21 protein-coding genes are annotated in these 22,965 nt (G+C 44.9%); 7 read left to right on the top strand and 14 right to left on the bottom strand.

The annotated features are described in order from the left end of the window. Positions 1-126: 126 nt before the first annotated feature. Entirely contained in the window at positions 127-279 is a 153-nt protein-coding gene (locus H6F63_RS14575; protein ID WP_190418212.1) for a hypothetical protein, read from the top strand. Positions 280-374: 95 nt separating this feature from the next. Here H6F63_RS14575 and H6F63_RS14570 read toward each other — a convergent pair whose 3' ends face one another. Beyond that, positions 375-1,067 carry a hypothetical protein gene (locus tag H6F63_RS14570; protein WP_190638339.1) on the bottom strand — a complete coding sequence of 231 codons (693 nt, stop codon included), beginning with the start codon at positions 1,065-1,067 and terminating at the stop codon, positions 375-377. A gap of 651 nt (positions 1,068-1,718) precedes the next feature. Beyond that, entirely contained in the window at positions 1,719-2,423 is a 705-nt protein-coding gene (locus H6F63_RS14565; RefSeq protein WP_190638338.1) for a phosphatidate cytidylyltransferase, read from the bottom strand. Positions 2,424-2,481: 58 nt separating this feature from the next. Between H6F63_RS14565 and yidD the strand changes: the two genes are divergently transcribed. The 6 genes from yidD (at position 2,482) to H6F63_RS14535 (ending at position 7,670) form a co-directional block, all read left to right on the top strand. Continuing rightward, positions 2,482-2,715, top strand: coding sequence for a membrane protein insertion efficiency factor YidD (gene yidD, locus H6F63_RS14560; RefSeq protein WP_190418206.1), 234 nt, complete (start codon positions 2,482-2,484; stop codon positions 2,713-2,715). Positions 2,716-3,143: 428 nt separating this feature from the next. Beyond that, positions 3,144-3,695, top strand: a complete 552-nt coding sequence (locus H6F63_RS14555) for a hypothetical protein (protein WP_190638337.1) — start codon at positions 3,144-3,146, stop codon at positions 3,693-3,695. Between the two features lie 182 nt (positions 3,696-3,877). Beyond that, complete coding sequence (locus H6F63_RS14550) at positions 3,878-4,585, top strand: M15 family metallopeptidase (RefSeq protein ID WP_190638336.1); 708 nt, start codon at positions 3,878-3,880, stop codon at positions 4,583-4,585. A gap of 96 nt (positions 4,586-4,681) precedes the next feature. Beyond that, a complete protein-coding gene (locus H6F63_RS14545) occupies positions 4,682-5,062 on the top strand; it encodes a DUF3110 domain-containing protein (RefSeq protein WP_190638335.1) in 381 nt (126 codons plus the stop codon). A 12-nt stretch (positions 5,063-5,074) separates the two neighbouring features. Next, the gene (gene murQ, locus H6F63_RS14540; protein WP_190638334.1) at positions 5,075-5,995 is read left to right on the top strand and encodes an N-acetylmuramic acid 6-phosphate etherase; all 921 of its coding nucleotides are present in this window, start codon (positions 5,075-5,077) and stop codon (positions 5,993-5,995) included. A gap of 154 nt (positions 5,996-6,149) precedes the next feature. Next, positions 6,150-7,670 carry a site-2 protease family protein gene (locus H6F63_RS14535; RefSeq protein WP_190638333.1) on the top strand — a complete coding sequence of 507 codons (1,521 nt, stop codon included), beginning with the start codon at positions 6,150-6,152 and terminating at the stop codon, positions 7,668-7,670. A 302-nt stretch (positions 7,671-7,972) separates the two neighbouring features. On the opposite strand, the gene H6F63_RS14530 is transcribed toward H6F63_RS14535, so the two are convergent. From H6F63_RS14530 to H6F63_RS14475, 12 genes are all read right to left on the bottom strand, one after another. Beyond that, complete coding sequence (locus H6F63_RS14530; protein ID WP_190638332.1) at positions 7,973-9,652, bottom strand: GspE/PulE family protein; 1,680 nt, start codon at positions 9,650-9,652, stop codon at positions 7,973-7,975. 422 nt (positions 9,653-10,074) lie between these two features. Further along, positions 10,075-10,407, bottom strand: coding sequence for a pentapeptide repeat-containing protein (locus tag H6F63_RS14525; RefSeq protein ID WP_190638331.1), 333 nt, complete (start codon positions 10,405-10,407; stop codon positions 10,075-10,077). Between the two features lie 123 nt (positions 10,408-10,530). Then, positions 10,531-10,704: a hypothetical protein gene (locus H6F63_RS14520; RefSeq protein WP_190638330.1), complete on the bottom strand. Its 174-nt coding sequence runs from the start codon at positions 10,702-10,704 to the stop codon at positions 10,531-10,533. Positions 10,705-10,810: 106 nt separating this feature from the next. Further along, a complete protein-coding gene (gene hpsP / locus H6F63_RS14515) occupies positions 10,811-11,998 on the bottom strand; it encodes a hormogonium polysaccharide biosynthesis glycosyltransferase HpsP (protein WP_190638381.1) in 1,188 nt (395 codons plus the stop codon). A gap of 16 nt (positions 11,999-12,014) precedes the next feature. Then, entirely contained in the window at positions 12,015-13,208 is a 1,194-nt protein-coding gene (locus H6F63_RS14510; RefSeq protein ID WP_190638329.1) for a glycosyltransferase family 4 protein, read from the bottom strand. Positions 13,209-13,231: 23 nt separating this feature from the next. After that, positions 13,232-14,269 carry a hormogonium polysaccharide biosynthesis glycosyltransferase HpsN gene (gene hpsN, locus H6F63_RS14505; RefSeq protein ID WP_190638328.1) on the bottom strand — a complete coding sequence of 346 codons (1,038 nt, stop codon included), beginning with the start codon at positions 14,267-14,269 and terminating at the stop codon, positions 13,232-13,234. A gap of 105 nt (positions 14,270-14,374) precedes the next feature. After that, a complete protein-coding gene (hpsL, locus tag H6F63_RS14500; protein WP_190638327.1) occupies positions 14,375-16,069 on the bottom strand; it encodes a hormogonium polysaccharide biosynthesis protein HpsL in 1,695 nt (564 codons plus the stop codon). 33 nt (positions 16,070-16,102) lie between these two features. Beyond that, the gene (locus H6F63_RS14495) at positions 16,103-16,771 is read right to left on the bottom strand and encodes a methyltransferase domain-containing protein (protein ID WP_190638326.1); all 669 of its coding nucleotides are present in this window, start codon (positions 16,769-16,771) and stop codon (positions 16,103-16,105) included. A gap of 172 nt (positions 16,772-16,943) precedes the next feature. Next, positions 16,944-18,431 (bottom strand): phosphoglucosamine mutase, encoded by a 1,488-nt coding sequence (glmM, locus tag H6F63_RS14490; protein ID WP_190638325.1) that lies wholly within the window; start codon positions 18,429-18,431, stop codon positions 16,944-16,946. A 304-nt stretch (positions 18,432-18,735) separates the two neighbouring features. Then, on the bottom strand, positions 18,736-20,661 hold the full coding sequence (locus tag H6F63_RS14485) for an ATP-binding protein (protein ID WP_190638324.1): 1,926 nt from the start codon (positions 20,659-20,661) through the stop codon (positions 18,736-18,738). Positions 20,662-20,756: 95 nt separating this feature from the next. Beyond that, positions 20,757-21,056, bottom strand: a complete 300-nt coding sequence (locus H6F63_RS14480; RefSeq protein ID WP_190638323.1) for a hypothetical protein — start codon at positions 21,054-21,056, stop codon at positions 20,757-20,759. 376 nt (positions 21,057-21,432) lie between these two features. Further along, positions 21,433-22,872, bottom strand: coding sequence for an NCS2 family permease (locus tag H6F63_RS14475; RefSeq protein WP_190638322.1), 1,440 nt, complete (start codon positions 22,870-22,872; stop codon positions 21,433-21,435). Positions 22,873-22,965: the final 93 nt, after the last annotated feature.

Raw genomic sequence — 22,965 nt, 5'->3', positions numbered from 1 at the left:
AAGTATTGCAAACCTAATCAAACAAGTATTGCAAATAAACGTCAATAATCCAAAACTACTCATAATGGTAAGTATAGAAAGCTAATTTACATTTCAAGTCTAAAAACAAACCGGGAGAGTAAGTATATGGGTATTACCCGAATGATGGATAGTATCACCCAGTATTTTTCCGAAGCGATTGCCCGCATCTTTGGCCCAAGTGACGATGCTTATCCTGTGACTGGAGTGCAGCCTTTTTCAGGCGACCCCTTAAAAGAAACTAGAAGGGCTGATTGGTAGTCAAGCGAATGTCTTTTTCTGTCGTCGTGTGGTCAATAATAAATAATTTGGTGGGGAAAAGCGTTTCTTCTCCACCAAATTTTATTGAAATATTTCTAAACAATCATTCGGCGTAGCTGATGTTGCTGTTGATTGAATTGTTTTTGTTCTAGGGTCAACGCATCGTAACTAATAGGCGACCGCATATCCCACTGAAATTCAGCTAAGATTAACAAGCTAATCACCATCACGCCTCCAGCGATCAGAAACTCCCAACCACAAAAGTAGGGAAGGAGAAATATACATAGCAGGTGAACAATTCCAGCCAGAAGGATAGCACGCGATCGCACCCCTAAACCAGTCAAGAAATAGCCAAAAGCGCTCAACCCCAGCCACAACGGACACAGGCGCATCAAAACATTCCCCCAGCCCAAGAAAATACCCAAGTCAGTCAGGACAAGCCCCACTAACATTAAAATTACCCAGCAATACAGCACCCAGCTAACCTGCTCCACCTTAACCCAAAAGCGCGTCCATACTACCATTACAGTAGTACCAATCAGAGTCAGCGCTGACCACAAAGCAGCTTGAATATTCCAACTCAAAGGGAAAAAGTGGGCGGTGAAAAAAATCGCGGCTGATATCAAACCCCAGAAAATGCAAGCTTGGTCGATCCGAGTATAAAACGTGGAATAAAGCGTAGTGTTTCCGATCTGCAAATGAATACGCCAAAGGCCTTGGAGATCCTGAAAATCAAGATTTTTTTGTTTGCGGCGCAGAGGCGGTACTGTGGAATTAAAAAAAGTCATTTGATGTGCTGCTAATAATAGATAGATAAGTTGCTGTTTATCTAATTTGCACATAAGAAGATTTAAGCAATTAGCACAGGGGAAGAATCTAGCCCATGACTATTCGCTAATAATTGCTCTCGCAAGCAATTTAATATGCAAGTTAAATTTATGACAGCTTTGTATTGTGTTAATGCTTAATTTTGTACTAATAAGCCTTTATCGGGAATCTGCCAGTGGAAAGGATATTGTCTATTTTTAATCTATCAATGGTAGTAAATACTTTAGAGTAAACGGTAATTAAATATACAAATTGCTTATTAATGGCATTAAAAATAAGTCTATATACATAAGCTTTGAATAATTAAACAGGCAAAAGAAATAAATTTGAGGTTTACTTAAGAAGGTTTTTAGGGAATAGTATCTAGCTTGCTTTGGCGTAGCAGTACCCAAGTGTAACTCAACCAATGCTTATGGGTACTGGGTTCTGCATCCTCTTTCCCAACAAATCCCAAGGTTTGGATTTTAAGTAAACCTAAACCGTATTGAGAAAAACTCGACCATTAAAAAACCCGGTTTCTGGGAGAAACCGAGTTTTTTCAAGAAAAGTTGAAAGGTTTAAATAGTGATTTGGCGGAGGCGATGTTGTAACTATAAGCTGAGACAATATTTTCAGGTTAGCAGCAACCCAGTCAAGAAAAATGCGATCGCTGCACTGCCTACAGGAACTGTCAAATTATCAATACCGTACCAGGAAAATGCTTCTAAGGCAGTAGCAGCTATGGCAACTGCCAATGGCACCGCCCAACTTTGCCAGATATTGCCATGAACGCCGAGTAAAATCAAGCTACTGACTGCATAGCTAACCAAAAACATTGTAGAAGAGCCTTCCCAACTTTTTTTGCTCCCCCCAAATTGATAGGGATGCTTACCAAATTTCTGCCCAATCAGTGCTGCCAGCCCATCCCCCCAAGTCATTACTAAAATTCCCAGCGCCGCATATTCGGGTTGGTTTATAGACCAGAACCAAGCAACTAAAATCCCAATACTAAGGGCGTAGCAAAATGTTCCCCAACTCTTGCGCCCAACACTGTTAATCCCTGGAAGGATTGGGAATTTGTATGATAAAAGGGCAACGCTACTCGCTAGAATCGAAGCCGTAATACCTACCCAAGCGGGAATATTCAGCCACCAGGCAAGCAAAATCACATTGCCAGTACCAATGTGTACTACCTTCCGCACCCGTTCCGGATCTGTCGAGGTATACCGATGTAGTCCCTCTGCTAGTAGTACAATAACGCCAAGACAGACTCCAATTAAGGCAATTTGGAGCCATAGCTGTGGGAATGATTCTAACGAAGACACAGAGTTCAACAAAGACTTTATTCAAAGGGGAAAAAGCTCTATTACCAATCTATTAGATTAAGGTGCCAGAATGAAAATATTACTGATTTGGTTAATTAAAGGATACCGGGTTTTGATTTCTCCGCTGTTTCCTCCAGTTTGTAGGTTTCAGCCGACTTGTTCTAAGTACGCAATAGAGGCGGTAGAGAGATTTGGAGTATGGCGCGGCGGTTGGCTTGCGATTCGCCGCATCTTGCGCTGTCATCCGTTCTACCCCGGCGGTTACGATCCGGTGCCACCTGCGCCCGAAACAACTAAAGATTAAATTATGTCATTGAGATTATGGGTCATGGTGAGCGATCGCGATCGCTTACCATCACTCTATCGGGTAAATTCTCAATGCTGTCCTCAATATGGTCATTTATTATTGTTCCTGTAATCTAACTATTGGTATAGTTTTTTAGGCATTTTGATAGATTTTATATTCAAATCGCAGTCCATTAAAGTATCGAAAAATTAACTATATGGCTAATCAAAATTATCCTATTATCTATAAATACCAACACTTAAAAATGTAAAAAAACGTAGGTTAAAATTGATGATGCAAAACCAAGCTGCTATAAACATTTATTTGGTTTCACTATCGTTTATCCCTATATAAAAATTATTTAAAAGAAAACTAAAATCTGGAATTCTACCTTTTTAATTGGTAGATACATTTAGGCAAAACCCAGAATTACTTAAATATTCGCCATGTCTAACAATAATAAAATTTTGACTTTCTGCATTAGCTCACTTGCAGTTTCTTCTGTAATGTCGGCTACTCTAGTGCAAGCAGCACTAACAAATCAATCAAAAGTAGTCATTAGAGGGATCGGAGCAGTCCGAATTGGCATGACTGTTTCCCAAGCTTCACAAGCTGCGGGTACTCGGCTAGTTTCAACTGGCGAATACCCTACTAATAACAGTTGCCAGTACGTCAAACCGCAAAAAGGCCCCAGTGGTCTTGGTTTCATGGTAACAAACGGTCGCATTTCTAGAGTAGATGTATGGACAAATAGGACGATTACTACTCTCAGAGGCGCACGTATCGGCGATACTGAAGCACGAATCAAGTCACTTTATCCAGGGCAAATTAAAGTTACTCCACATCAATACCTTCCTAAAGGACACTATCTGACATTCGTGCCACGAGATGCCGCTGACAGAAACTATCGCATACTATTCGAGACTGATGGCAAGCGTGTTACTCAGATCAGATCCGGTAAACTTCCTGAAGTAAATTTTGTAGAAGGATGTAGCTAATTGCTAATCTAAGAGTGAGGAGTTAGAAGTTATTAATTTTCAACTTTTAATTCCTCAAATTTGATAGTTATCAATTGTGCCGTATTGATTGATTAATATCACCCAATATAAATAAATAAAGAGTATTAAGTGTATTTGCTACAGGGCATAATAAGAACGATGTCAGACAGAGGAGACTGAGCATGAAACCTTATCAGGAGATTGCAATTGTAGAGTGTGGGGAAGCGATCGCTGCAATTCCTTTGGAGCAATTTGCGGTAGAGTCTCCTCATCCTTATCAAAAGTTGGGTGCTAGTTATGGAGCGCTTTCGCCATACTATCTCCGCCAAAGCGTTCTAGATAGCTTAAAGGTAGCCCAAACTCTCCTGCAACAAATACACCAGGGTTGGCAAATCAAAATTTTTGACGCTTATCGCCCGGTGGAAGTCCAGCAATTTATGGTAGATTACACCTTTGCTGAAGTTGTTCAGGCGCGGAAGTTAAATTTAACTGAGTTAACGGAAGCACAGCGTCAAGAGATTTGGGAACAAGTTTATCAATTTTGGGCATTCCCCAACTTGAACCCAACAACACCACCGCCTCATAGCACTGGTGCTGCGGTTGATGTGACGTTAGTAGACGGCACTGGGCAGACTATTAACATGGGAACCCAGATTGATGAAATATCTCCCGCGTCGTATCCAGATTATTATGCCGATAGCACTGATGCCGCCCAACAGCAGTATCATATTTATCGGCAGTTGTTGAACTCTGTGATGTGTCAAGCTGGATTTCGTCGTCATCCTAATGAGTGGTGGCACTTCTCGCTAGGCGATCAGATGTGGGCTTGGGCTTACAATCAAGAAAATCCAGCCCAACCAATGACAGCACGATATGGAAGATTAGTGTAGAGATGGTGTATATGTCTTTACAGAAGTTAGGACATTGAATAAGTTGCCAGATATCCTAAATTAAAGAAAGATAGATAAAAGAATTATGGCGGTACTATGCGCGGATACGTATTAATATTTAATACCGGGACAGAAAACGAGGGGATGCACTCGCTGCGAATTGGCGATCGCAACTTGCTCTTACTGTTTGAAGCAGAAGATGATGCTATTCGCTATGCTCTGCTACTAGAAGCTCAAGATTTTGCTACTCCCACTGTGGAGCCAATGGAATTAGAGGAAATTGAGGAAATTTGTCAAGACTTAGATTATGACTGGAAGCTAATTCCGGAAGGATTTGTTCCCGAAGACGATGTAGAACGTCTTTTTTTAGCTCCACCGGAAAATAACCTTTCCAAAACCGATTGGGAACCAGATGCTCCTGAACCGGAGCTTTCGGATTTAGACAAAATTCGTCGTCAACTAGAAGGACTGTTGTAATAAGGATCGAGGATGAAAAATCTGGAGGAGCGGGGGCATCTTTTAACAGAGCAAATTAACCCCAATAGTCAGAACTTAGATCAACTGAGTTCTTTGGAATTGGTAGATTTGTTCAATCGCGAGGATGCTCAAACACTGGTGGCGATCGCATCCGCCAGAACTGAACTAGCCCAAGCAATAGATACTACAGCTAGTGCCTTAAGTCAAGGGGGACGGCTTTTTTATATCGGTGCTGGGACGAGTGGACGTTTAGGCGTGTTGGATGCAGCAGAGTGTCCGCCCACTTTTTGTACGCCGCCAGATTTGGTACAAGGAATTATTGCTGGTGGTGCGGGCGCTTTAATTCGTAGCTCTGAAGATTTGGAAGACAAAGATGAAGATGGAGCGAATGCGATCGCGCAACGCCATATCACCAATCTCGATGTCGTCGTTGGAATTAGCGCCGGGGGAACGACTCCCTTTGTCCACGGTGCGATTCAAGCAGCACGCGGGCGGGGAGCAACTACAATTTTGATTGCCTGTGTCCCCGCTGAACAAGTCAGCATTGAGGCAGATTTAGATATTCGCCTGATAGTGGGGCCAGAAGTGCTGGCAGGTTCGACACGCCTCAAAGCCGGAACCGTAACGAAAATGGCTTTAAACATCATCTCCACAGGCGTGATGGTGCAGTTGGGTAAAGTCTACGGCAATCGCATGGTAGATGTCGCCGTCACCAATAAAAAACTGCGCGATCGCGCCTTAAGAATGTTGCAAGACCTCACCGATTTAAATCGGGAAGATGCTAGTTATTTACTAGAGCAAAGTGGGCGATCTGTCAAGTTAGCGCTACTGATGCACTGGACAGGGTTAGAAAGGGAACAAAGCGCGAGTTTGCTTGCGGAACATCACGGGAATCTCAGAGCCGCTGTTTCGAGTTACCAAAAGCCAGAGTAGAAGTTGGCTGGTTGCTACACGATTAGTAAAACTGACGTGAATCTTGGCATAAGCAAAACTTGTAGGATCTCACAGCGATCGCATTACCTGCAACGGTATCGCACTCAGTTAGAGTAGACTTATTAGCTCTACTAGCTGCACGGTTTTATAAAAAATGTTTACTGGATCGGAGACTGCTACAACAAGTTTAATTGCGCTGGTGGCTTTCGGCATCCTGGGTTGGGGCTTCTATCGAGCCAAGCCCTTCGGCAAATTGGGAATATATGCCTGGTTGCAGTCAGTCGTGTTGATGGCTCCCTGGCTGTTGTTCTTTGGGTTGTTCGCCGCCGGGATTTATATCAACCTAGTCGGCATCCTATTTATGTTGGTAGCCTCAGCTGGGTTGTATATCTTCATCGGCAAGAAACTGCGTGCCGCTGGTCAGGATGCTATCCTGCGGGAGCAAGTCGTGAAGATGATCCAGGAATCGAACCCTACAGAAAATAAGTCTGAGGAAGACATCGAAACGCCCCAGACACCTACAGATGGACTAAATCGCGTCACTTCTGAGGTAGTTCCCATCCCAGACGAAGACTTGAAAAGCATTCAAGGAATTTTTGGGATTGATACATTCTTTGCTACTGAAACCATTTCCTATCAAGAGGGTGCGATTTTTCGGGGGAATCTGCGGGGTGAACCTGATGCAGTGCATTCCCGGTTGACTGCCAATTTGGAAGAGAGATTAGGCGATCGCTATCGCCTATTTTTAGTAGAAAATCCAGAAGAGAAGCCAGTTGTCATTGTTCTCCCCAGCAGCAATGATCCCCAAAAGGCAACCTTAACTCAGAAGCTTCTCGCAGGTGTTCTGTTCATAGCCACAATTGCCAGCAGTTTAGAAACCGCAGGGCTTTTCCTCGGTTTCGATTTCTTCAACAACCTGAGTCGATATAAAGAAGTTCTACCCATCAGCTTGGGTATCTGGACAGTTTTAATCGCTCACGAAATCGGTCACTGGTTACTAGCACGTCGTCACAAAATCCGTCTGAGTCTGCCTTTTTTCATCCCATCCGGTCAAATTGGCGCTTTTGGAGCCATTACCCGCTTTGAATCGCTGTTGCCTAATCGTCAGGTGCTATTTGATATCTCCTTAGCTGGCCCTGCTACTGGTGGTATTATTTCCCTGTTAATGCTAATTGCAGGTTTAATCCTTTCCCATGAAGGCAGCCTGTTTCAAGTGCCATCTCAGTTTTTCCAAGGGTCGATTTTGGTGGGAACGCTGGCGCGAGTCGTCCTTGGTTCCGCCCTCCAGCAAACCCTGGTTGATGTCCACCCCCTGACGATTATCGGTTGGTTGGGTTTAGTGGTAAGTGCATTTAACTTAATGCCAGCTGGACAACTCGACGGCGGGCGAATTGTTCAGGCAATCTACGGGCGGCAAATTGCCCGTCGGGCTACGGTAGCAACTTTAATTTTGCTGGGGATTATCTCAATAGTGAATCCGGCGAATCCTTTGCTGCTGTACTGGGGAATTGTAATTCTGTTCTTGCAGCGAAGTTTAGAACGCCCTAGCCTGAATGAGATTTCTGAACCCGATGATGCACGAGCCGCTTTAGGGTTATTGGCTCTGTTCTTGATGGTGGCGACTCTCCTACCCCTGACTCCAGGCTTGGCGGGAAGTTTGGGCATTGGCGGTTAATTGCTAATTGCTAATTGGTGAATTCCCATTAGTTGTTAGCCAGTTTGCTGAAGGATATGGCAATTCAAGGGCTGGGTGCGATACATCTGTAGGGACATGGTGTTGCCATGTTCCCTACCAAGGTGGCTAAAACGAAACAACCGCGATATATTCCACCCAACTGATACCAATTTAAATGGGGTACAGGGCAGATAGTCTAACGTGAGTTCGGGTTAAATAGTACCTTTGGGGAAACATCAGGCTTTGAAGCCTGCAAAGAAAAACTTTGCTTATCTAGCCTTCCCGCAACAGGAGCGCGATCGCTATCCTACACCCAACGGCGTAAACTGTTCCGTGCGTACAGCCAGAGACTTACGGCGAGAGAAGGCGCTGCGGGGTAATACTCGCAACACTTCCTCAACCGTTGTAATCCCATTTGTCACCTTTTGTACAGCTGCCATACCGAAAGAGAAAAAGTTGATTTCCCGCAAATAGCGATGCAGCTGTGTCATCGTACCGTCATAGATAATTTCGCGCACCGTATCATCCACATCCAGCAACTCAACAATTGCCTCTCGTCCCAGATAACCAGAATTGAAGCACTGAGCGCAGCCCTTACCCTTCCGCCAAGTAGTGGAATTTGCCTGTTCTGGCTCCAAACTCAAAACCTTCAAATCCGAGGCAGTGGGCTTGTAAGGTGCCGAACAGTGGGGACAAACGCGACGTACCAAACGCTGCGCCACAATTCCCAAGAGAGCATCGCTGATTAAACCGGGATCTGGGCCAATATCTTTGATTCTGGGAATCGCACCAGGAGCATCATTAGTGTGCAGCGTGGTAAAAACTAAGTGACCAGTGAGCGCTGCTCTAACGGCTGTCTCTGCGGTTTCATGGTCGCGGACTTCTCCCACCATGATGATATCCGGGTCTTGGCGCAAAATTGCCCGTAAACCAGCAGCAAAAGTCATTCCCGCTGCTTCATTCACCTGGGTTTGGGTGATGCGGGGCAAAATGTACTCCACCGGGTCTTCTACCGTCACTACATTGACGTGTTCCTTGGCGACGGATTGCAGACTGGTGTACAGCGTGCTGGTTTTACCGCTCCCTGTCGGGCCGGTGAGGATGATCATTCCCTGCGGCTGTTCCAACCAGTTTTTGTAAGTTTCAAGAGTTGTGGGAGTGAAGCCTAAGTTTTGGATTTTAGAAAAGGGATTTTTGCGCGGTAGTAAGCGAATTACGGCTTTTTCCCCACCCACGCAGGGGAGGGTACTGACGCGCATATCCATTCCCAGTTCTAATTCTTCGCCCGAAGCGTATTTTTCTCCAATTCGTCCATCCTGGGGACGGCGGCTTTCAGCGATGTCTATCTCAGACATGACTTTCAGGGCGACGATTACCTTGCGGCTAACATTGAGCGGCAGGGTGGTAATATCTCGCAGTACGCCATCAATGCGATAACGGACTCTTAAGCCTTCTGGCGCGGGTTCCATGTGAATGTCGCTGGCGCGGTTCCGCAATGCGCCGGAAATTAGGGTTTTAATCCGCCCAATTTGGTCAACTGCTTTGGAAAGGTATAGTTCTGTGGTTTCGCTGATGTTTTCTTGTTCCTGTTCTCCGGTGAGGGGATTTACCAGAGGAGCCGAGGAAATGCAGTTGGGGTTAAGATTTTGGGTGTGATACCAGGTGCGATAACTTTTGTCGGCAATTGGGATAATTTTAATGTCGGTGAAGGTGCGATCGCTTATTTCTTTGATAGCTTCCAACGACACAGTTTTCGGGCTTCCCAGGTAGTAGCAGTTTCGCCAGAGTAGCAGCGGAACCACTGGGGGCAAAACTTTTCTATCTTGAAATTCCCTAAAAAACCGATAACTCACTTCTCGGTCAAGTAGAGCTAGGTTAACACTTCCTTGCTCATCGATCAGGAGCTTTAGGGCTTGTTCGCAGTCAATTTCGCGATTTTTCAGCCGTTGCCAAGCGGAGGGAGTAGCAGAGGATGTTTGCATTGTTGTTTCCAACTAAAACCAACAGCTGTAGAGGGGACTACCTTGTTTTAGCTTATGCGATCGCTCTTTGACAGGAGAACGCGATCGCACTTATAACGAGGGGATGCGATCGCACTTTGAATAGTTTTTAGTTGAGGATGTGGTATTGGGTAACGTTTGCCTCAACCCAACCTACGAGGCGATGCGATCGCACTTTGAATTATTTTTAGTTGAGGATGTGGTGTTGGGTAACGTTTGCCTCAACCCAACCTACTAGCGCGACAAGCTTAATTTGCTGGGTTTGCTGAGGGCTAAAAAGCTCGAAATGTAACCTTTTCCACATTTGTTCAACCCAGCATTTTAGCCTAGACGCGCTACTACGAGGCAATGCGATCGCACTTGCAGAGAATCTGAATGGAGAAAATACAAAATTTGATCCTGATTCACTCAAGCCAGTTAGGTTCAGCAACAATATCCCCATCGGGCATGACAGTATTACAGAAAAAAGCTCCATACATCTCAGCGCCATGCCAATTAGCACCTTTCAAGTTGGTGTCTTGCAGATTGACCCCTTCCATGCGACTAACTCTCAAGTCAGCCCGATTCAAATCAGCTCCACTCAAGTTAGCATCCCTCAAATCAGTACCCCACAAGATAGCTGCACTCAGATTAGCTGCACTCAGATTAGCTCCACTCAGATTAGCTCTACTCAAGTCAACGCCACTGAAATCCCTTTCCCCAGCATTGTACCGTTCGAGCAATTCCTCAGCATCCATAACTCATCTGTCGCATCCATTTACACCCTCAACAATAGCGCCCAAAACCTTTAGACTTCCCTCTTCAACCCCACTCCTTCCCTCAACATCAACCTCCAAATCGCCGACCTCCCCACTGGACAACTAGCCGAAGCTCAAATTACCTCCTTCGACCCTTTTGGACGCCCCAACGGCGGTACCCTCCTCCTTGACCACAACGCCAATGGCATCGGCTGGTACATCGACCCCACCCCCCAAACCCCATGATAGAGCGATCGCTATGATGAGATGCGATCGCCTTTGGTGAAATTGAACCAATATCTAATGTGATGTTGATTTTTGTGCTTCCATCTCAGCGACGATGAGATGCGATCGAGCTTAGTGAAATTGAACAAATATCGGATGTGATGTTGGGTTTCGTACCTCAACCCAACCTACTTTTGCTTGTAAGAATTTGTTGGTAAGCTTTAATGGTTGCTTGAGCGATCGCTTTCCAACTGTAATTTTTCAAAGCGTACTCTTGAGCATTGATTCCCCGGCGTTGTCGTTCGGAAGCATCAGCCAGCGAATCGCGCAATTGCTTAATTAAACTCTCTACATCACAGGCGCAAACCCAGCCAGCTTCTGCTTGTTGAATTTCCTCCCAGATATAAACTTGGTCAGAAATTACCACCGGGGTTCCGTTACACATCGCCTCTGCTACAGCAATGCCAAAGTTTTCGTAGTAAGAAGGGAGGACAAATAAATCGGCATCTTGTAGTAAGGCAGTTTTCGACTCACCAGTTACAAATCCGGTTATAGTAGTGCGATCGCGTAAGGGTGACGCTTGCAATTGTTCTCGAATTTTGTTTTCATAAGCTGGATCTTGGGGATTGCCACCCGCCAGCACAAAGTGAAAATCAGCACCTTCTTCTAAAAGTTTTTCCAGGGCTGGAATTAGTAAATTTAGCCCCTTTTTCGGGTCGATCCGCGACATGAACAGCAGCAAAGGCTGAGTCTCCGGAATGCCTAATTCCTTTCTAGATTGACCTTTTGGGAGCATCGCTGGCTGCTTTACGCCCAAGGGAATCACTATATCTGGCGTTGAAGTTCCGAAGCGTTCGGAAATCTTAGCTTCTTGGGGGCTGGTGAAGTGAATTCCCGCCGCGCCTGCTAAGTTGGGACGTTCCAGCAACGCCGCATAAATCTGCTTGATTCTCTTCTTCTTGCGTAAGTCTGCGGGGTCTAGCGTCCCCAGAGGACGCATTAAATACGGTAAATGACGCGATCGCGCCACAGTCGCCGCTGCGGTGCTTACGGGCGAAAATAAAGCATGGATATGAGCTAAGTCAAATTCAGTCGCGTGTCCCGCTAGCCAGCGCAACAAATCCAGGGAAAACTTATAGCGCCGAAACGGGGAACAGGGGAAATAACGCACCTGATAGCCGTTTTGTTCCACCGGGCGGTCGAGAGGCACATCCAACGGCGGCTGACCGACATCTCCGTTGCTGTTTGTTGTTAGTACCGTCACCTCTACACCTTCTTGCGCCAGCGCCTCCGATAGTCCTAGAACCATCTGACTAGGGCCACCATAGACGAGGGAAATCGAAGGAATAATTTGTAAAATTCTCAGAGGCGGACTCATGCGGCTAATGGTTTTTTCCACTGGTGGGTAAATTGAGTAGAAAATCAGTTATGTTCTGGGCGCATTGCTCAACGGAGAACTCTTTCATCAACAGACGATAGCGCTCAAAATCGCGGGGTTTACCGATTGATGATGCGATCGCTTGACTGAATGCGATCGCATCATTTTCTGGAATAATTTGAAAATCAGGCAATTCAGCAAAATCGGCGGCACAACCAACAGCATCCGTTATGATACAGGGCAGCCCGGCTTGTAGCGCTTCATTCACCACTAAACCCCAAACTTCTCCTTGCCGTTGGGAAGGTAGCACCAGCAAATCGGCTGCTAAATAATAAGGCGGTAATTCCCGCTGATTTTTAAAGCCAGCAAAATGCACTTTAATATCAGGTATATTAGCAGCACTTAATTGCAGTTTTTCTTCTAAAACTCCAGAGCCAAGAAAAATTATTGCCAGTTGCGATCGCTCCTTTCGCGGCAGTTTTTTCACCGCTTCTAATAACAGCTCTGGGTTTTTCTTGGAAATCAGTTTTCCACTAAATAAAATAACTGTTTGTTCCTCAGAAAAACCTAGCTCTCGGCGTAAATTTTCCCGCAGTCGTTGTTTTTCTTCTGAGCTTATGGATTGAAAGCGGTCAGGAACGCAAAAATAACTCAACCCGATTTGCTTGGGGTTAATGCCATGATTTAGTAAGTGCTGGCGGTTGAGAGAACCAAAAGCGATCGCTGAATCAAATAAGTTGTAAATACCTTTATAAATTATAGAGCGGACAGCTTGTTTTGATTTTGAGCGCATGAATGCTGCATCATTGGTTTCGGCTCTCAAAGTGACAGGAATACCCCGAAACCGTGCTTGAATTGCCGCACTAATGGCTCCTTGATAATTCAGAGTTGTCAGCATCAGTCTAGTTGGCTTTTCTGTCTGTAGCAGTTGTTGCCAACCTGGTGCTTTCAGGTCAAAAAAGCCTTTAGGTTGCTGTTGCGACTCTTGATTTAAGACTTTTGAGCGATACCCTTCTAATAAAGGCTCATCCCAGGCAAAGGCAGTTCCGAAATCGCGATCGCGATATCCTTGAATGGAAAAATCCGACAAATAAACCACTAAACATTCTGACCCTGCTTGACTTAACTGTTCAGAAACAGCCCGAAACACAGGAGCATAATACTGCACTGGATGTGAAGCAAGAATTATTAGCTTCATATATTTTTTCTCAGCTTTCACTTTTACTGAGCCGGAGATTGTTGATAAGATGCGGCTAATTCTTCAGTTGTTTCAACATCTTGTTTAGTGTAAGATTGTCCATCGTTTCCAATCGATTGTATGAGTGTCCAGACAGCGCTGAGAAAGCCTAAAGTGTAGGAACCAAAGCGGCTGAGAACTTTTAGGGGGGAACCGCTTTTGTTACAAGGGGGATGTCCCAGTACGTGACAGTCAAAAAGCTTGGCAAAGAATCGTAGGCATTGAGTTGGGGTAAGGCTTTTCAGCCCTAACAAGAAGTGGTTGTGATAGAAAGTGATTTGATATTTGAGCGATCGCGTACTAATATCGTGGCATCCACCAGTTTCTTCGCCCAGGTGTACCAAATAAGCCTCTGGGTCATACCAAATCTTGTAACCCGTCTGCCGTATCCGCAGACAAAAATCTGATTCTTCTCGGACTGCACTGCCACGAAATCGCTCATCAAACCGCAGCCCATACTTAGTGAAAATTTCGCGGCGGAAGGACATATTACAGCCTCTAGCTGTTAGCACTTGCTGCGGCTTCACCGTATGCACCAAATCAATATGATACCAGGCAATTCCAGGGTCCATCGCTTCCGAAGGTAAATATTCAATTTCGTAAAGGTTATCGCCCGATTTTTCCTTTTTTGAATCTGCCAGTTTCATTCGGTCGAATACCCTTCCAGCTACTGCCCCTATCTCTGGGTTTTCCAAATAGTTGCGAGCGTGGGCTGTTAAATATTCAATTGGCATCTGTACGTCATCATCAATAAACAGAATAATTTCTCCAGATGAGCGCCGTGCAGCATAATTTCTCGCCCCAGGTAAACTAGCCCAATCAACTCGATACCAGCGAATTTTTCCCGACTCTGCTAGCTCTTCTAGATAAGCTTGAATTTCCGGCTTATGCGTGGCGGTTTGGTCAACTACCAGCACTTCAAAAGCTGGGTAATCTTGTTTTAAAACATCCTTTAGCGTATCTTGCAAAGGCTCCTCACGTCCGTAGGTGGGAATAATCACCGAAATCAAAGGCCAGTTCATAGTTTACGGCTCCTTGCAAAAGTTATGAGTTGTAGAGGCGGGGTTGATGATAGTGCTGGCATCTCACAGATAATATACATAAACCCGCCCGCTGCGAGTTTTGAATTATGAGGGTTGAATTTCAACTTCTGATTCATGACTCATAACTGTTGATTTACTGAGGTTTCTTTTCTTTTTAGGTTCAGGCTCATTTTCCAGAGCTGCTTTTAGTTTCTCCTGTTCTTGCTGCTCTATTTCTGGCAATCTTAAAATAACTCCGGCAAAAAACCAGTAATAAATACCCACCGGGTCTGTATCAAGTGGATACCAATAGGTGTTGTAACTGATAATCAAAATAAAAACCCAGAAACTCGCTCCAAAGCTTCGTAAATTCTGCTCTTTAACAGAGCGGTAAATTTTGAAAGTAATTACCGTGAGTGTGGTGACAAGCGCCAAGAACCCGATTGTTCCCACTGGTCCAACTTCATAGAGCAATTTTGGATAGTATGTCTCTATCAGCTTAATTTTGCCAAAGGCGCGGGTAGAAGCTGTTGCTCTTCCCAAGCCATTACCAAAAATTCCTTCTTGACCTTTAGATGTAAATTCAGCTTGAGAGGCAATAAATTCTGTGGGTGGCGAAGCATTCCAACGTGCAACAGCGCTATCTAACCGCTCTTGTACTATGCCAGGAAACATTGCCATCCCGATTGCTATAACCACAGCTAATCCTACTGCAATTGGTATAAATCTTTTCAGGTTAGCTATTTGGCCTGTGAGTATCAGTAGGATTATTGTGACAGTAGGAACCAACATTAGGGAAATTCTTTGACCGCAGATAACGGCATTCACAAACACGATTGCCATACCTGCTAAACCTCCGAACCGCCAGAGAATGTTAGGGTCGCTGAAGGCAGTAGCATAAGTTAAACAGGCATTTGATATCAGGAACCATGCCCAGTGCCAGGGAGAAACGAACGTACCAGGCAAGCGGATCACTCCCTGCGACGTACTATACAGTAGAGAGCCGCCGACTAAACACTTTGCCTCCAGACTAGCTTTAAATAAATCTGCTCCTTCAACAGCAAAAGCTTCTGTACTCTTACAGATCCCAGTGAGTAGCATATTGTACTGTACCAATCCCAGCACACAACAGATAATAGCGAGAACTACGTGCAATCGAGTTAGGAAAAGTAGCTCTCGCTTGTTACGAATTAGATAGTAAGCACAAGCGATCAGGGGAAGGTATCCCAGCAGAACTTTCAAACCTAAAAGCCCCATTGCGATCGGCTGATCGCCTGGTCTTTTGCCTATAAACTGCTGAGACCCATTTACTAACAGCAAGGTCACTATACAGAACGCCAACAAAAGGTTTAAGGGTGTCTTCAGCCCTTTGGGAAGCAGGAAGGGTAAGCGTTTCTTTTTACATTCTTGATAGAAGGCGATCGCTGCTGGAATATAAAAAGCATCTTTAGCTACCTGAAATAGGGCATTTCCGCCAGCAGCCATATATACTACCGTTCCTCCGAAGGGCATATATATCAGGAATAACCAAAGAGCTTTACGGGGATATTTGTAGGAAAGAGCTATAGAAACTATTGCTCCAACTGCTCCCCCCGCTATTTTCGGACCGCCAAATGGAAACAGGAATAAACCCAGAAAAAGAGAGCCAAATAAGGTGGCGCTGGTATAGCTTATGAATTCTTCGCGCTCCTTAATAGCCTTACGCTTTAGTGCTGATTCTTCCTTCTTAGTAAGAGTTGGAGTTTCAGGCGTTGGCTGCTTTTTAGATTTACTCTTCGATGTTGATTTTTTACGTGGCATGGTGGAGTAAAAGTTATAAAATACTCCGCATAATTACTTGATTGCCTCTATACAGATAGCATCCCCATGCCTATCTTTCCTTTCGACAGTTCCAAATTTGGGATTTGACCAATCGCCATACTCGCACCGTCGTATATTCTTAAAGCCATGCTTTGTCAAGGCCTCGGTAAGTGATGGTTCATCCCACATCCATTGATGTCTTGAATTAGAGAATAATTCTTTAAGCCGCTCTTTAATAGTAATTCTACTTCCTGTGTTTCCCAGAAAGGAGTTGTGCATAAACTTATGAGCTGCCTTGCTTGATAATGAATTATCGGAACGCTGAGTAAGATAGGTCTTTACATACTTTTCCAAATCTGGGACGATGATTCGCAGAATCCCTCCGGGCTGCAAATAAAGGTAAATGTTTTTTAGTGCTACATCAAAATCAGCCAAGCTCAAGTGTTCAAGAACGTGGGATGCAAAAATCAATTCGCAACTTTCCGGCTGGAGATTTAGACCTTTTAGTAAGTCACCATGCTTGATAGACTTTGGGAAGGTTGGAGCACCGATAGCCGAGAGAACGCGGGAACCGATGAGAGGAATTTTAGAAATTTTAACGTAGGGTGATGCGTCGATGTTTTCCCATCCTTCCGCTACATCTATCCAACACCCAATATTTAAACAAATTCCATTTTTATTCATCTCCATCGCCTGATTCATCGTTGTTTTTTCTCAATTAAAGTTGATGTTAGCCTAAAAGAGCAGATATGGGCTGGGCAAGATGCCCATTCCAAGATAGCTGCCTCAGGTTTATATTGGCAAATAAAATAATTAGGAGGACAGGCTTTTCCTATCCTCCCAGTAAGATTTAATTGCGTGAATTGCTGAGGTCTCAGGAGACGGCTAGGTGTTTCTCAACCGCTAGTACCAGCTGTTCTGTCCAGTGGTGGGTAAGTTCGGCGCTTTGGGCTTCTACCATAACGCGAATGAGGGGTTCGGTGCCAGAGGCGCGAACTAAAATTCGTCCAGAGTCTCCCATTGCGGCTTCGGCTTTAGCGATCGCATTCATCAGTGGCTCGCACTCTTGCCATCGCCGACGGCGATCGCGATCTTCGACTCTCACGTTCCGCAACACCTGCGGATATGTCTGGAAGCTTTTATCTACCAATTGCGATAGGGATTCTCCGGTACTACGCACACGAGCCGCCAAATGTAAAGCGGTCAGCAGTCCATCTCCGGTGAGGCTGTAATGGTGACAAAGGATATGCCCTGATTGTTCGCCGCCCAGTTTTCCGCCAGTCCGCAGCATTTCTGCCTGGACGTACTGATCGCCTACAGAAGTCCTAACAAATTTGCCGCCTAGCTGTTTCCAAGCCAGTTCAAAGCCTAAATTTGCCATCACCGTCGCGACAATCAAATCCCCAGGCAACTGCCCCGATGTTTTGAGGGTTGTTCCCCAGAAATAAAGGATATAATCGCCATCAACAACGCGACCTTGGGAATCAACTGCCATCACTCGGTCAGCATCCCCATCAAAGGCAAAACCTATATCTGCACCGTGCTGCTTTACGGCTGACTGGAGGAAGGCGAGGTGAGTGGAACCGCAATTAACGTTAATGCGATCGCCATCAGGAAGATCGTGCAAGCAAATAACCTCTGCTCCCATAGCTTTAAATACCGCAGGTGCCAGATGCACAGCAGCACCCCAAGCGAGATCCAGCACAACCCGCAAACCTTGTAATTTTATCGATGGTTGCAAACTTTGCTGAAGCGAGTCAACATAATTTCTCACCAATTCCGGTCGATGATAGTGCTGTCCCCAACTTTTATTTAAAATTGCAAAATTCCCATTTCCTCTCAACCCCGCTTCAATCTCCTGCTGCATCGCCGGGAGCAGTTTCGTACCATCTGAGCCAAAAAACTTAATCCCATTATCTTCTGGCGGATTGTGGCTGGCAGAGATCATCACTCCTCCCACCGCATCCGTTGCGCTCACCAGATGAGCAACGCAGGGAGTTGGGCATAGCCCCAAATTCCAAACTTCAAGCCCTGCCGAGGTCAGACCATCAGCAAGCGCCATCGCCAACATATCGCTAGAGTTTCTCGAATCCTGCCCAATAATCACTGGCCCGGCTGTTTTTGCCGATGCTCGCAGCACTTGTCCTGCCCAGAAGCCCACTTGCAAGGCGAGCGTTTCACTCAGCAGTTCTCCGAATTTTCCACGAATCCCATCTGTGCCAAACAATGGTGTCGCTGGTAATGCTAGGGGACTCGAACCAGCTCTAACATTAAGGTTTTTTACAGCTGGCGCCGCATCAGCCAAAGACAAGGTAGATTCAGACAGGCCAGAGGGCTGAGTCCGAATAGGGGATGAAACCATATTTTATAATCACTCCACACAACACACTTACAGTGGAGAATAGCACTTTCAGGATTGACACTCTACTGCTATAGGCACAGATATTTAGCCGCTTGGCAGTTACACTAGGTATGGTGGGACGATTTTGAAGGCAGGTTGCTTTCTTGCCCTGCCTCTGGGTTCACCCCATATAGCTTTTTATATATTTTCTTTCAATTGCCGAATATTAAGTATTTAAACCCAGATTCAGAATCTGAGCCAGCTTTGTGCGTTTGGTTCCACATTCGCCCACAGTATGGGAAAAGAGAATGAATGGATTTCTATTTTAAGAATGTTGAATAGGTAATGCGATCGCAAACTCGGTTCCTTGTCCAACCTGCGAAATTACCTCAATTCTGCCGCCATGCTTTTCAACAATCTGGTAACAAATCGCCAACCCTAGCCCGGTGCCTTTTCCTACTGGCTTCGTGGTGAAAAACGCTTCAAATAGTTTAGCTCGGATTTCTGGAGGAACACCGGGGCCGTTGTCACAAATCCGCACCAGTACAGATGGGATATTATTTTCTGGAGTTACAGTTTCTGTATGAATCACTATCTGTTTGACTGGTTGCTCTACTTGTTCTAGCAGGGCATCAATCGCATTGCTCAAGATATTCATAAACACCTGATTTAGTTGAGCTGGATAACACTCAACCAAAGGCAAATTTCCATATTTCTTAGTAATTTCAATTCCCTGCTTGAGACGACTATTGAGAATCAATAGCGTACTATCAATTCCTTCGTGAATATCGACAGATTTCATAGCAGCTTCGTCGAGACGAGAAAAGTTCCGCAAGCTAAGAACAATCTGGCGGATGCGGTCAGTTCCCATCTTCATCGAAGAAAGCATTTTCGGTAAATCTTCACCCAAGAAGTCTAGTTCAATGGCTTCCATGTAGTCTTGGAGTTCTTGGTCAGGATTAGGATAGCGTTGTTGGTAAAAGTCGATTAAAGTTAATAAATTTTGAGTATATTCATTGACGTATGACAGGTTGCCATAGATGAAGTTAACTGGGTTATTAATTTCATGTGCCACTCCTGCTACCATCTGCCCCAGGCTGGACATTTTTTCTGTTTGAATCAGCTGTGCCTGGGTCTCTCGGAGATTTTGCAGAGCTTGATTGAGATCGTCAGCCTGAGATATTAATTCCATATTTAGCTGTTGCAAATCTTCGTGAGCTTCCTCTAGCTGCTCATGTTTGCGCCAAAGTTCGACGGTGCGTTCTTTTACTCGTCTTTCCAATGTCATACGAGATAGCTCTAATTTTTCGGTATAGTCTTTTACTCGGTGAATGAGATTGTTGAAAGCGATCGCTAATACGCCTACTTCATCTTTGGTGGTGACAGGAGCTTGCAAATCAAAATTAGCTTCCTCCGTCGCTTTTTGCGCTACTCTGGTGACAGCTTCAATGGGACGAGCGATCGCGCGACTGGTAGAAATGGCGATCACTGTAGCGATCGCGATCGACAGTAGCATTACGATAATTGCCACCTTTGTTCCTAAAGTCTCTGCCTCTTGTAGGGCAAGATAGGCTTCGTCTTCTGCCTTGCGAGCAATCGCAATCAAGTTTTCTATATCTTCAGAAAATTCATCGAAATCGGTAGCCACGCTTTCGTTTGTAAAAGCGATCAGTGCCTGTTGTGCCGCTGGAATTCCTTCTGGTTTTAAATTATTCCAGTTAATTTGCTTTAAAAGGGCTTCTACTTGCTGAAAGTAGCCTTCTACTTGCTTGTTCTGATTTTGGAGAAATTGCTGCAAATCCTGGCGATTTGTGATATCTGCTAAAGTTTTTATTTCAGACAGCAGATGCACAACTTCATCTGAATGCTCAATATAGTGGGAATAGTGTTTTTTAAATTCCTCTGGTTGCGATATAAAAGATATAAATTGTTGCTGGTGGTTTCGTGCCTCTAATACGTTAGACCTCAATTCATGGAAAAGAAGTGTTTCTTTACGGGCAAGCTCTAGCTTTTCCTTAGCCTGAATTTCATATAAATAACCTCCTACTAAACGCCCAATATTAGTTCCTACAATGGCTACAGAAAGGGCAAGGACATAGCCAAGGCCAATTTTTTTTCTAATACTGGAATGATGGATAAGTTTGCTTACCCATTGGGATGAAGGTTGTGAGAGCTGAGGTTGACTCTCTAGCGCAGGATTATCAGCTACAACTTTGCTTCTTGGGGAACAACCAGGGTCTTGAGGTGGCATAGTCAAGCGTTAAGTGAAATACTTAAATACTATTCTTAACCTGTCACTACTTAAATTTACACTCTGCTTTTACTATCAGCCTAACTTAGTTTTGCTCAAACTCCCACCTCAGACAAGAGCGGTTGCAGTGTCTCCCACGTCAAGCCTTGCTGTATATAATGGGGAGAAGAGGGATTATAGGGGGCAAATAGCCTATCAATAGAGATAATTTTTGCATGGTCTGGCAGCACCGGAATATCGGGATCAAAAGCTGTGGGGCGCATCAAAGAACTAGAGTATCCTTTAAAAATGGCAATTTGATCTTCTTCCTCAGCAACTAAAACGGTGACAAGTAAAACCTCTTGCGATCGCTTGACGGTGTATTGTTCCAGACGCTGTGCTACAGAATTGCTCATATAAATTGTTAGTGGTCAATATATAGTAATAAATTATTACACAAGTAGCGATCTATTCTAATGATAGATAAAATACCAGATAGTTCCCATGCAGTTTTCTAAATTTGTAGATAAAGGCATGGTTTTTTTTATTTTATTAATAAATTATTAAAGGCATCGTATTATTAAAAATTTCAATATGATGGGCTTGTCCAACTTTTTTACCGCTGCAAGGTGTTGTTTACGGGGGATAAATTCTGTGTAATATAAAGTATTTTCAGCAGAAAGCAATTTTAGCGGATTACAGAGGAGGATATACATTAAAAATTTAGAGAAAGAAGAAAAATTGTAGTAGGTAGGAAGCGATCGCGTTTAGGGTAAAATGCGATCGCATTCTTCAACTACCTGCTCTTACAGCCATCAACACAAATCTCAGCACGAAAATTCCAGCCAAAATCCACACTGCTAAACTAATTTCATGGGCTTTCCCTTGAAACGATTTAATCAGCGGATAAGTGATAAAGCCAATCGCTAGACCTTCGGCAATTGAGTAAGTTAAAGGCATTAGTAAAATTGTCAAAAATGAGGGAATAGATTCTGCTGGGTCGTCCCAACGAATCATCCGCACATTGCCCGCCATCAATACGCCAACAATTAACAATGCTGGTGCTGTGGCGAAAGCGGGAACTGCTGAAAGGAGGGGAATAAAAAATATCGATAGGGTGAATAAAATGGCGGTGACAACAGCAGTAAAACCGGTGCGTCCTCCTTCTGAAACTCCAGCCGCAGATTCAATGTAAGTAGTGACGGTGGAAGTTCCCAAAATTGCACCTACTGTAGTTCCTACCGCATCTGCCATCAGCGCTTCGCTGGCGCGGGGAAGTTCGCCATTTTCATCAATGTAGCCTGCTTGCGTTCCGACACCTGCGAGGGTGCCAATGGTGTCGAATAAGTCTATGAATAGAAAGACAAAGGTAACAGCGACTAAATCCCAGATATTAGTTCTACCAATTTGACTCAAACCTACGACAGCTTGCCCAAATAAATCTCCAGGCCACTGCGGTAATGCGACAATACCAGAAGGCGCGGGTGCGATGCGAAGAATCCATCCGAGTAAGGCAGTTGCGAGAATTCCCCACAGTAGCGCCCCTTTGATCCGGCGGGCGACAAAAGCGGCGGTGATGAGAATACCTGCGATCGCTACCAAAGTCGTTGGTTGAGCAAAATTACCCAAAGCGGTTTTCGTGGCGGGGTTTGCCACAATTATTCCCGCGCCGCCAGTCTTGGGATCGCCCGCCAAACCGATGTAAGCAATAAACAAGCCAATTCCCGCTGCTGTGGCTTGTTTGAGACATTCGGGGATTGCTTTAATAATTTGGCTGCGAATATTTGATAGGGTAAGGGCAATGAAAATTAGTCCTTCGATTAAGACAGCGCTTAAAGCCACCCGCCAATCGATTTTTAGCGCCAAAACTACGGAGAAAGCAAAAAAGGCATTTAGCCCCATCCCCGGCGCAAGAGCGAAGGGATAATTTGCCGTTAAGCCCATCACCAAGGTAGCGATCGCGCTGGAAAGTGCCGTCGCTATTACCAACTCGCCAAACAAATCCTGCGGCTGGGAGAGAAAAATCGCATTTGACAAAATCCCCGGATTGACTGCCAGAATATATGCCATTGTCATAAAGGTAGTGACACCAGCCAGCACCTCGGTGCGAAAGTTAGTGTTGAATTCGTCAAACTTAAAGAATCTCGCGATCGCGCCTTGCCACCCAGACGGCGGCGGAGAAGATCCGCGACTAGCAACGACTTCGCGATCGCTCAAATCATCGTGTTTCATGGTTGTACCCAGCAGCTACTGCACTCAGGATAAACTCTTATTGAATAACTTTTGGGATGATGCTACACAGTTTTGAGGAGGTGCATCCTGAGA

Origin of the sequence: Trichocoleus sp. FACHB-40 (genome assembly GCF_014695915.1) — a bacterium.
In the GTDB taxonomy this organism is placed as follows: domain Bacteria; phylum Cyanobacteriota; class Cyanobacteriia; order Cyanobacteriales; family FACHB-T130; genus Funiculus; species Funiculus sociatus.
This window is presented reverse-complemented; position numbering and strand designations above follow the sequence as displayed.

Excerpts from the sequence above, each read along its gene's own strand:
- H6F63_RS14555 (WP_190638337.1), top strand. The coding sequence starts at position 3,144 with ATGTCTAACAATAATAAAATTTTGACTTTCTGCATTAGCTCACTTGCA.
- H6F63_RS14570 (WP_190638339.1), bottom strand. The coding sequence starts at position 1,067 with ATGACTTTTTTTAATTCCACAGTACCGCCTCTGCGCCGCAAACAAAAA.
- H6F63_RS14495 (WP_190638326.1), bottom strand. The coding sequence starts at position 16,771 with ATGAATCAGGCGATGGAGATGAATAAAAATGGAATTTGTTTAAATATT.
- H6F63_RS14480 (WP_190638323.1), bottom strand. The coding sequence starts at position 21,056 with ATGAGCAATTCTGTAGCACAGCGTCTGGAACAATACACCGTCAAGCGA.
- hpsL (WP_190638327.1), bottom strand. The coding sequence starts at position 16,069 with ATGCCACGTAAAAAATCAACATCGAAGAGTAAATCTAAAAAGCAGCCA.
- H6F63_RS14525 (WP_190638331.1), bottom strand. The coding sequence starts at position 10,407 with ATGGATGCTGAGGAATTGCTCGAACGGTACAATGCTGGGGAAAGGGAT.
- H6F63_RS14485 (WP_190638324.1), bottom strand. The coding sequence starts at position 20,661 with ATGCCACCTCAAGACCCTGGTTGTTCCCCAAGAAGCAAAGTTGTAGCT.
- H6F63_RS14545 (WP_190638335.1), top strand. The coding sequence starts at position 4,682 with ATGCGCGGATACGTATTAATATTTAATACCGGGACAGAAAACGAGGGG.
- H6F63_RS14510 (WP_190638329.1), bottom strand. The coding sequence starts at position 13,208 with ATGAAGCTAATAATTCTTGCTTCACATCCAGTGCAGTATTATGCTCCT.
- hpsN (WP_190638328.1), bottom strand. The coding sequence starts at position 14,269 with ATGAACTGGCCTTTGATTTCGGTGATTATTCCCACCTACGGACGTGAG.
- H6F63_RS14550 (WP_190638336.1), top strand. The coding sequence starts at position 3,878 with ATGAAACCTTATCAGGAGATTGCAATTGTAGAGTGTGGGGAAGCGATC.
- murQ (WP_190638334.1), top strand. The coding sequence starts at position 5,075 with ATGAAAAATCTGGAGGAGCGGGGGCATCTTTTAACAGAGCAAATTAAC.
- yidD (WP_190418206.1), top strand. The coding sequence starts at position 2,482 with ATGAAAATATTACTGATTTGGTTAATTAAAGGATACCGGGTTTTGATT.
- glmM (WP_190638325.1), bottom strand. The coding sequence starts at position 18,431 with ATGGTTTCATCCCCTATTCGGACTCAGCCCTCTGGCCTGTCTGAATCT.
- H6F63_RS14535 (WP_190638333.1), top strand. The coding sequence starts at position 6,150 with ATGTTTACTGGATCGGAGACTGCTACAACAAGTTTAATTGCGCTGGTG.
- H6F63_RS14575 (WP_190418212.1), top strand. The coding sequence starts at position 127 with ATGGGTATTACCCGAATGATGGATAGTATCACCCAGTATTTTTCCGAA.
- H6F63_RS14530 (WP_190638332.1), bottom strand. The coding sequence starts at position 9,652 with ATGCAAACATCCTCTGCTACTCCCTCCGCTTGGCAACGGCTGAAAAAT.
- H6F63_RS14475 (WP_190638322.1), bottom strand. The coding sequence starts at position 22,872 with ATGAAACACGATGATTTGAGCGATCGCGAAGTCGTTGCTAGTCGCGGA.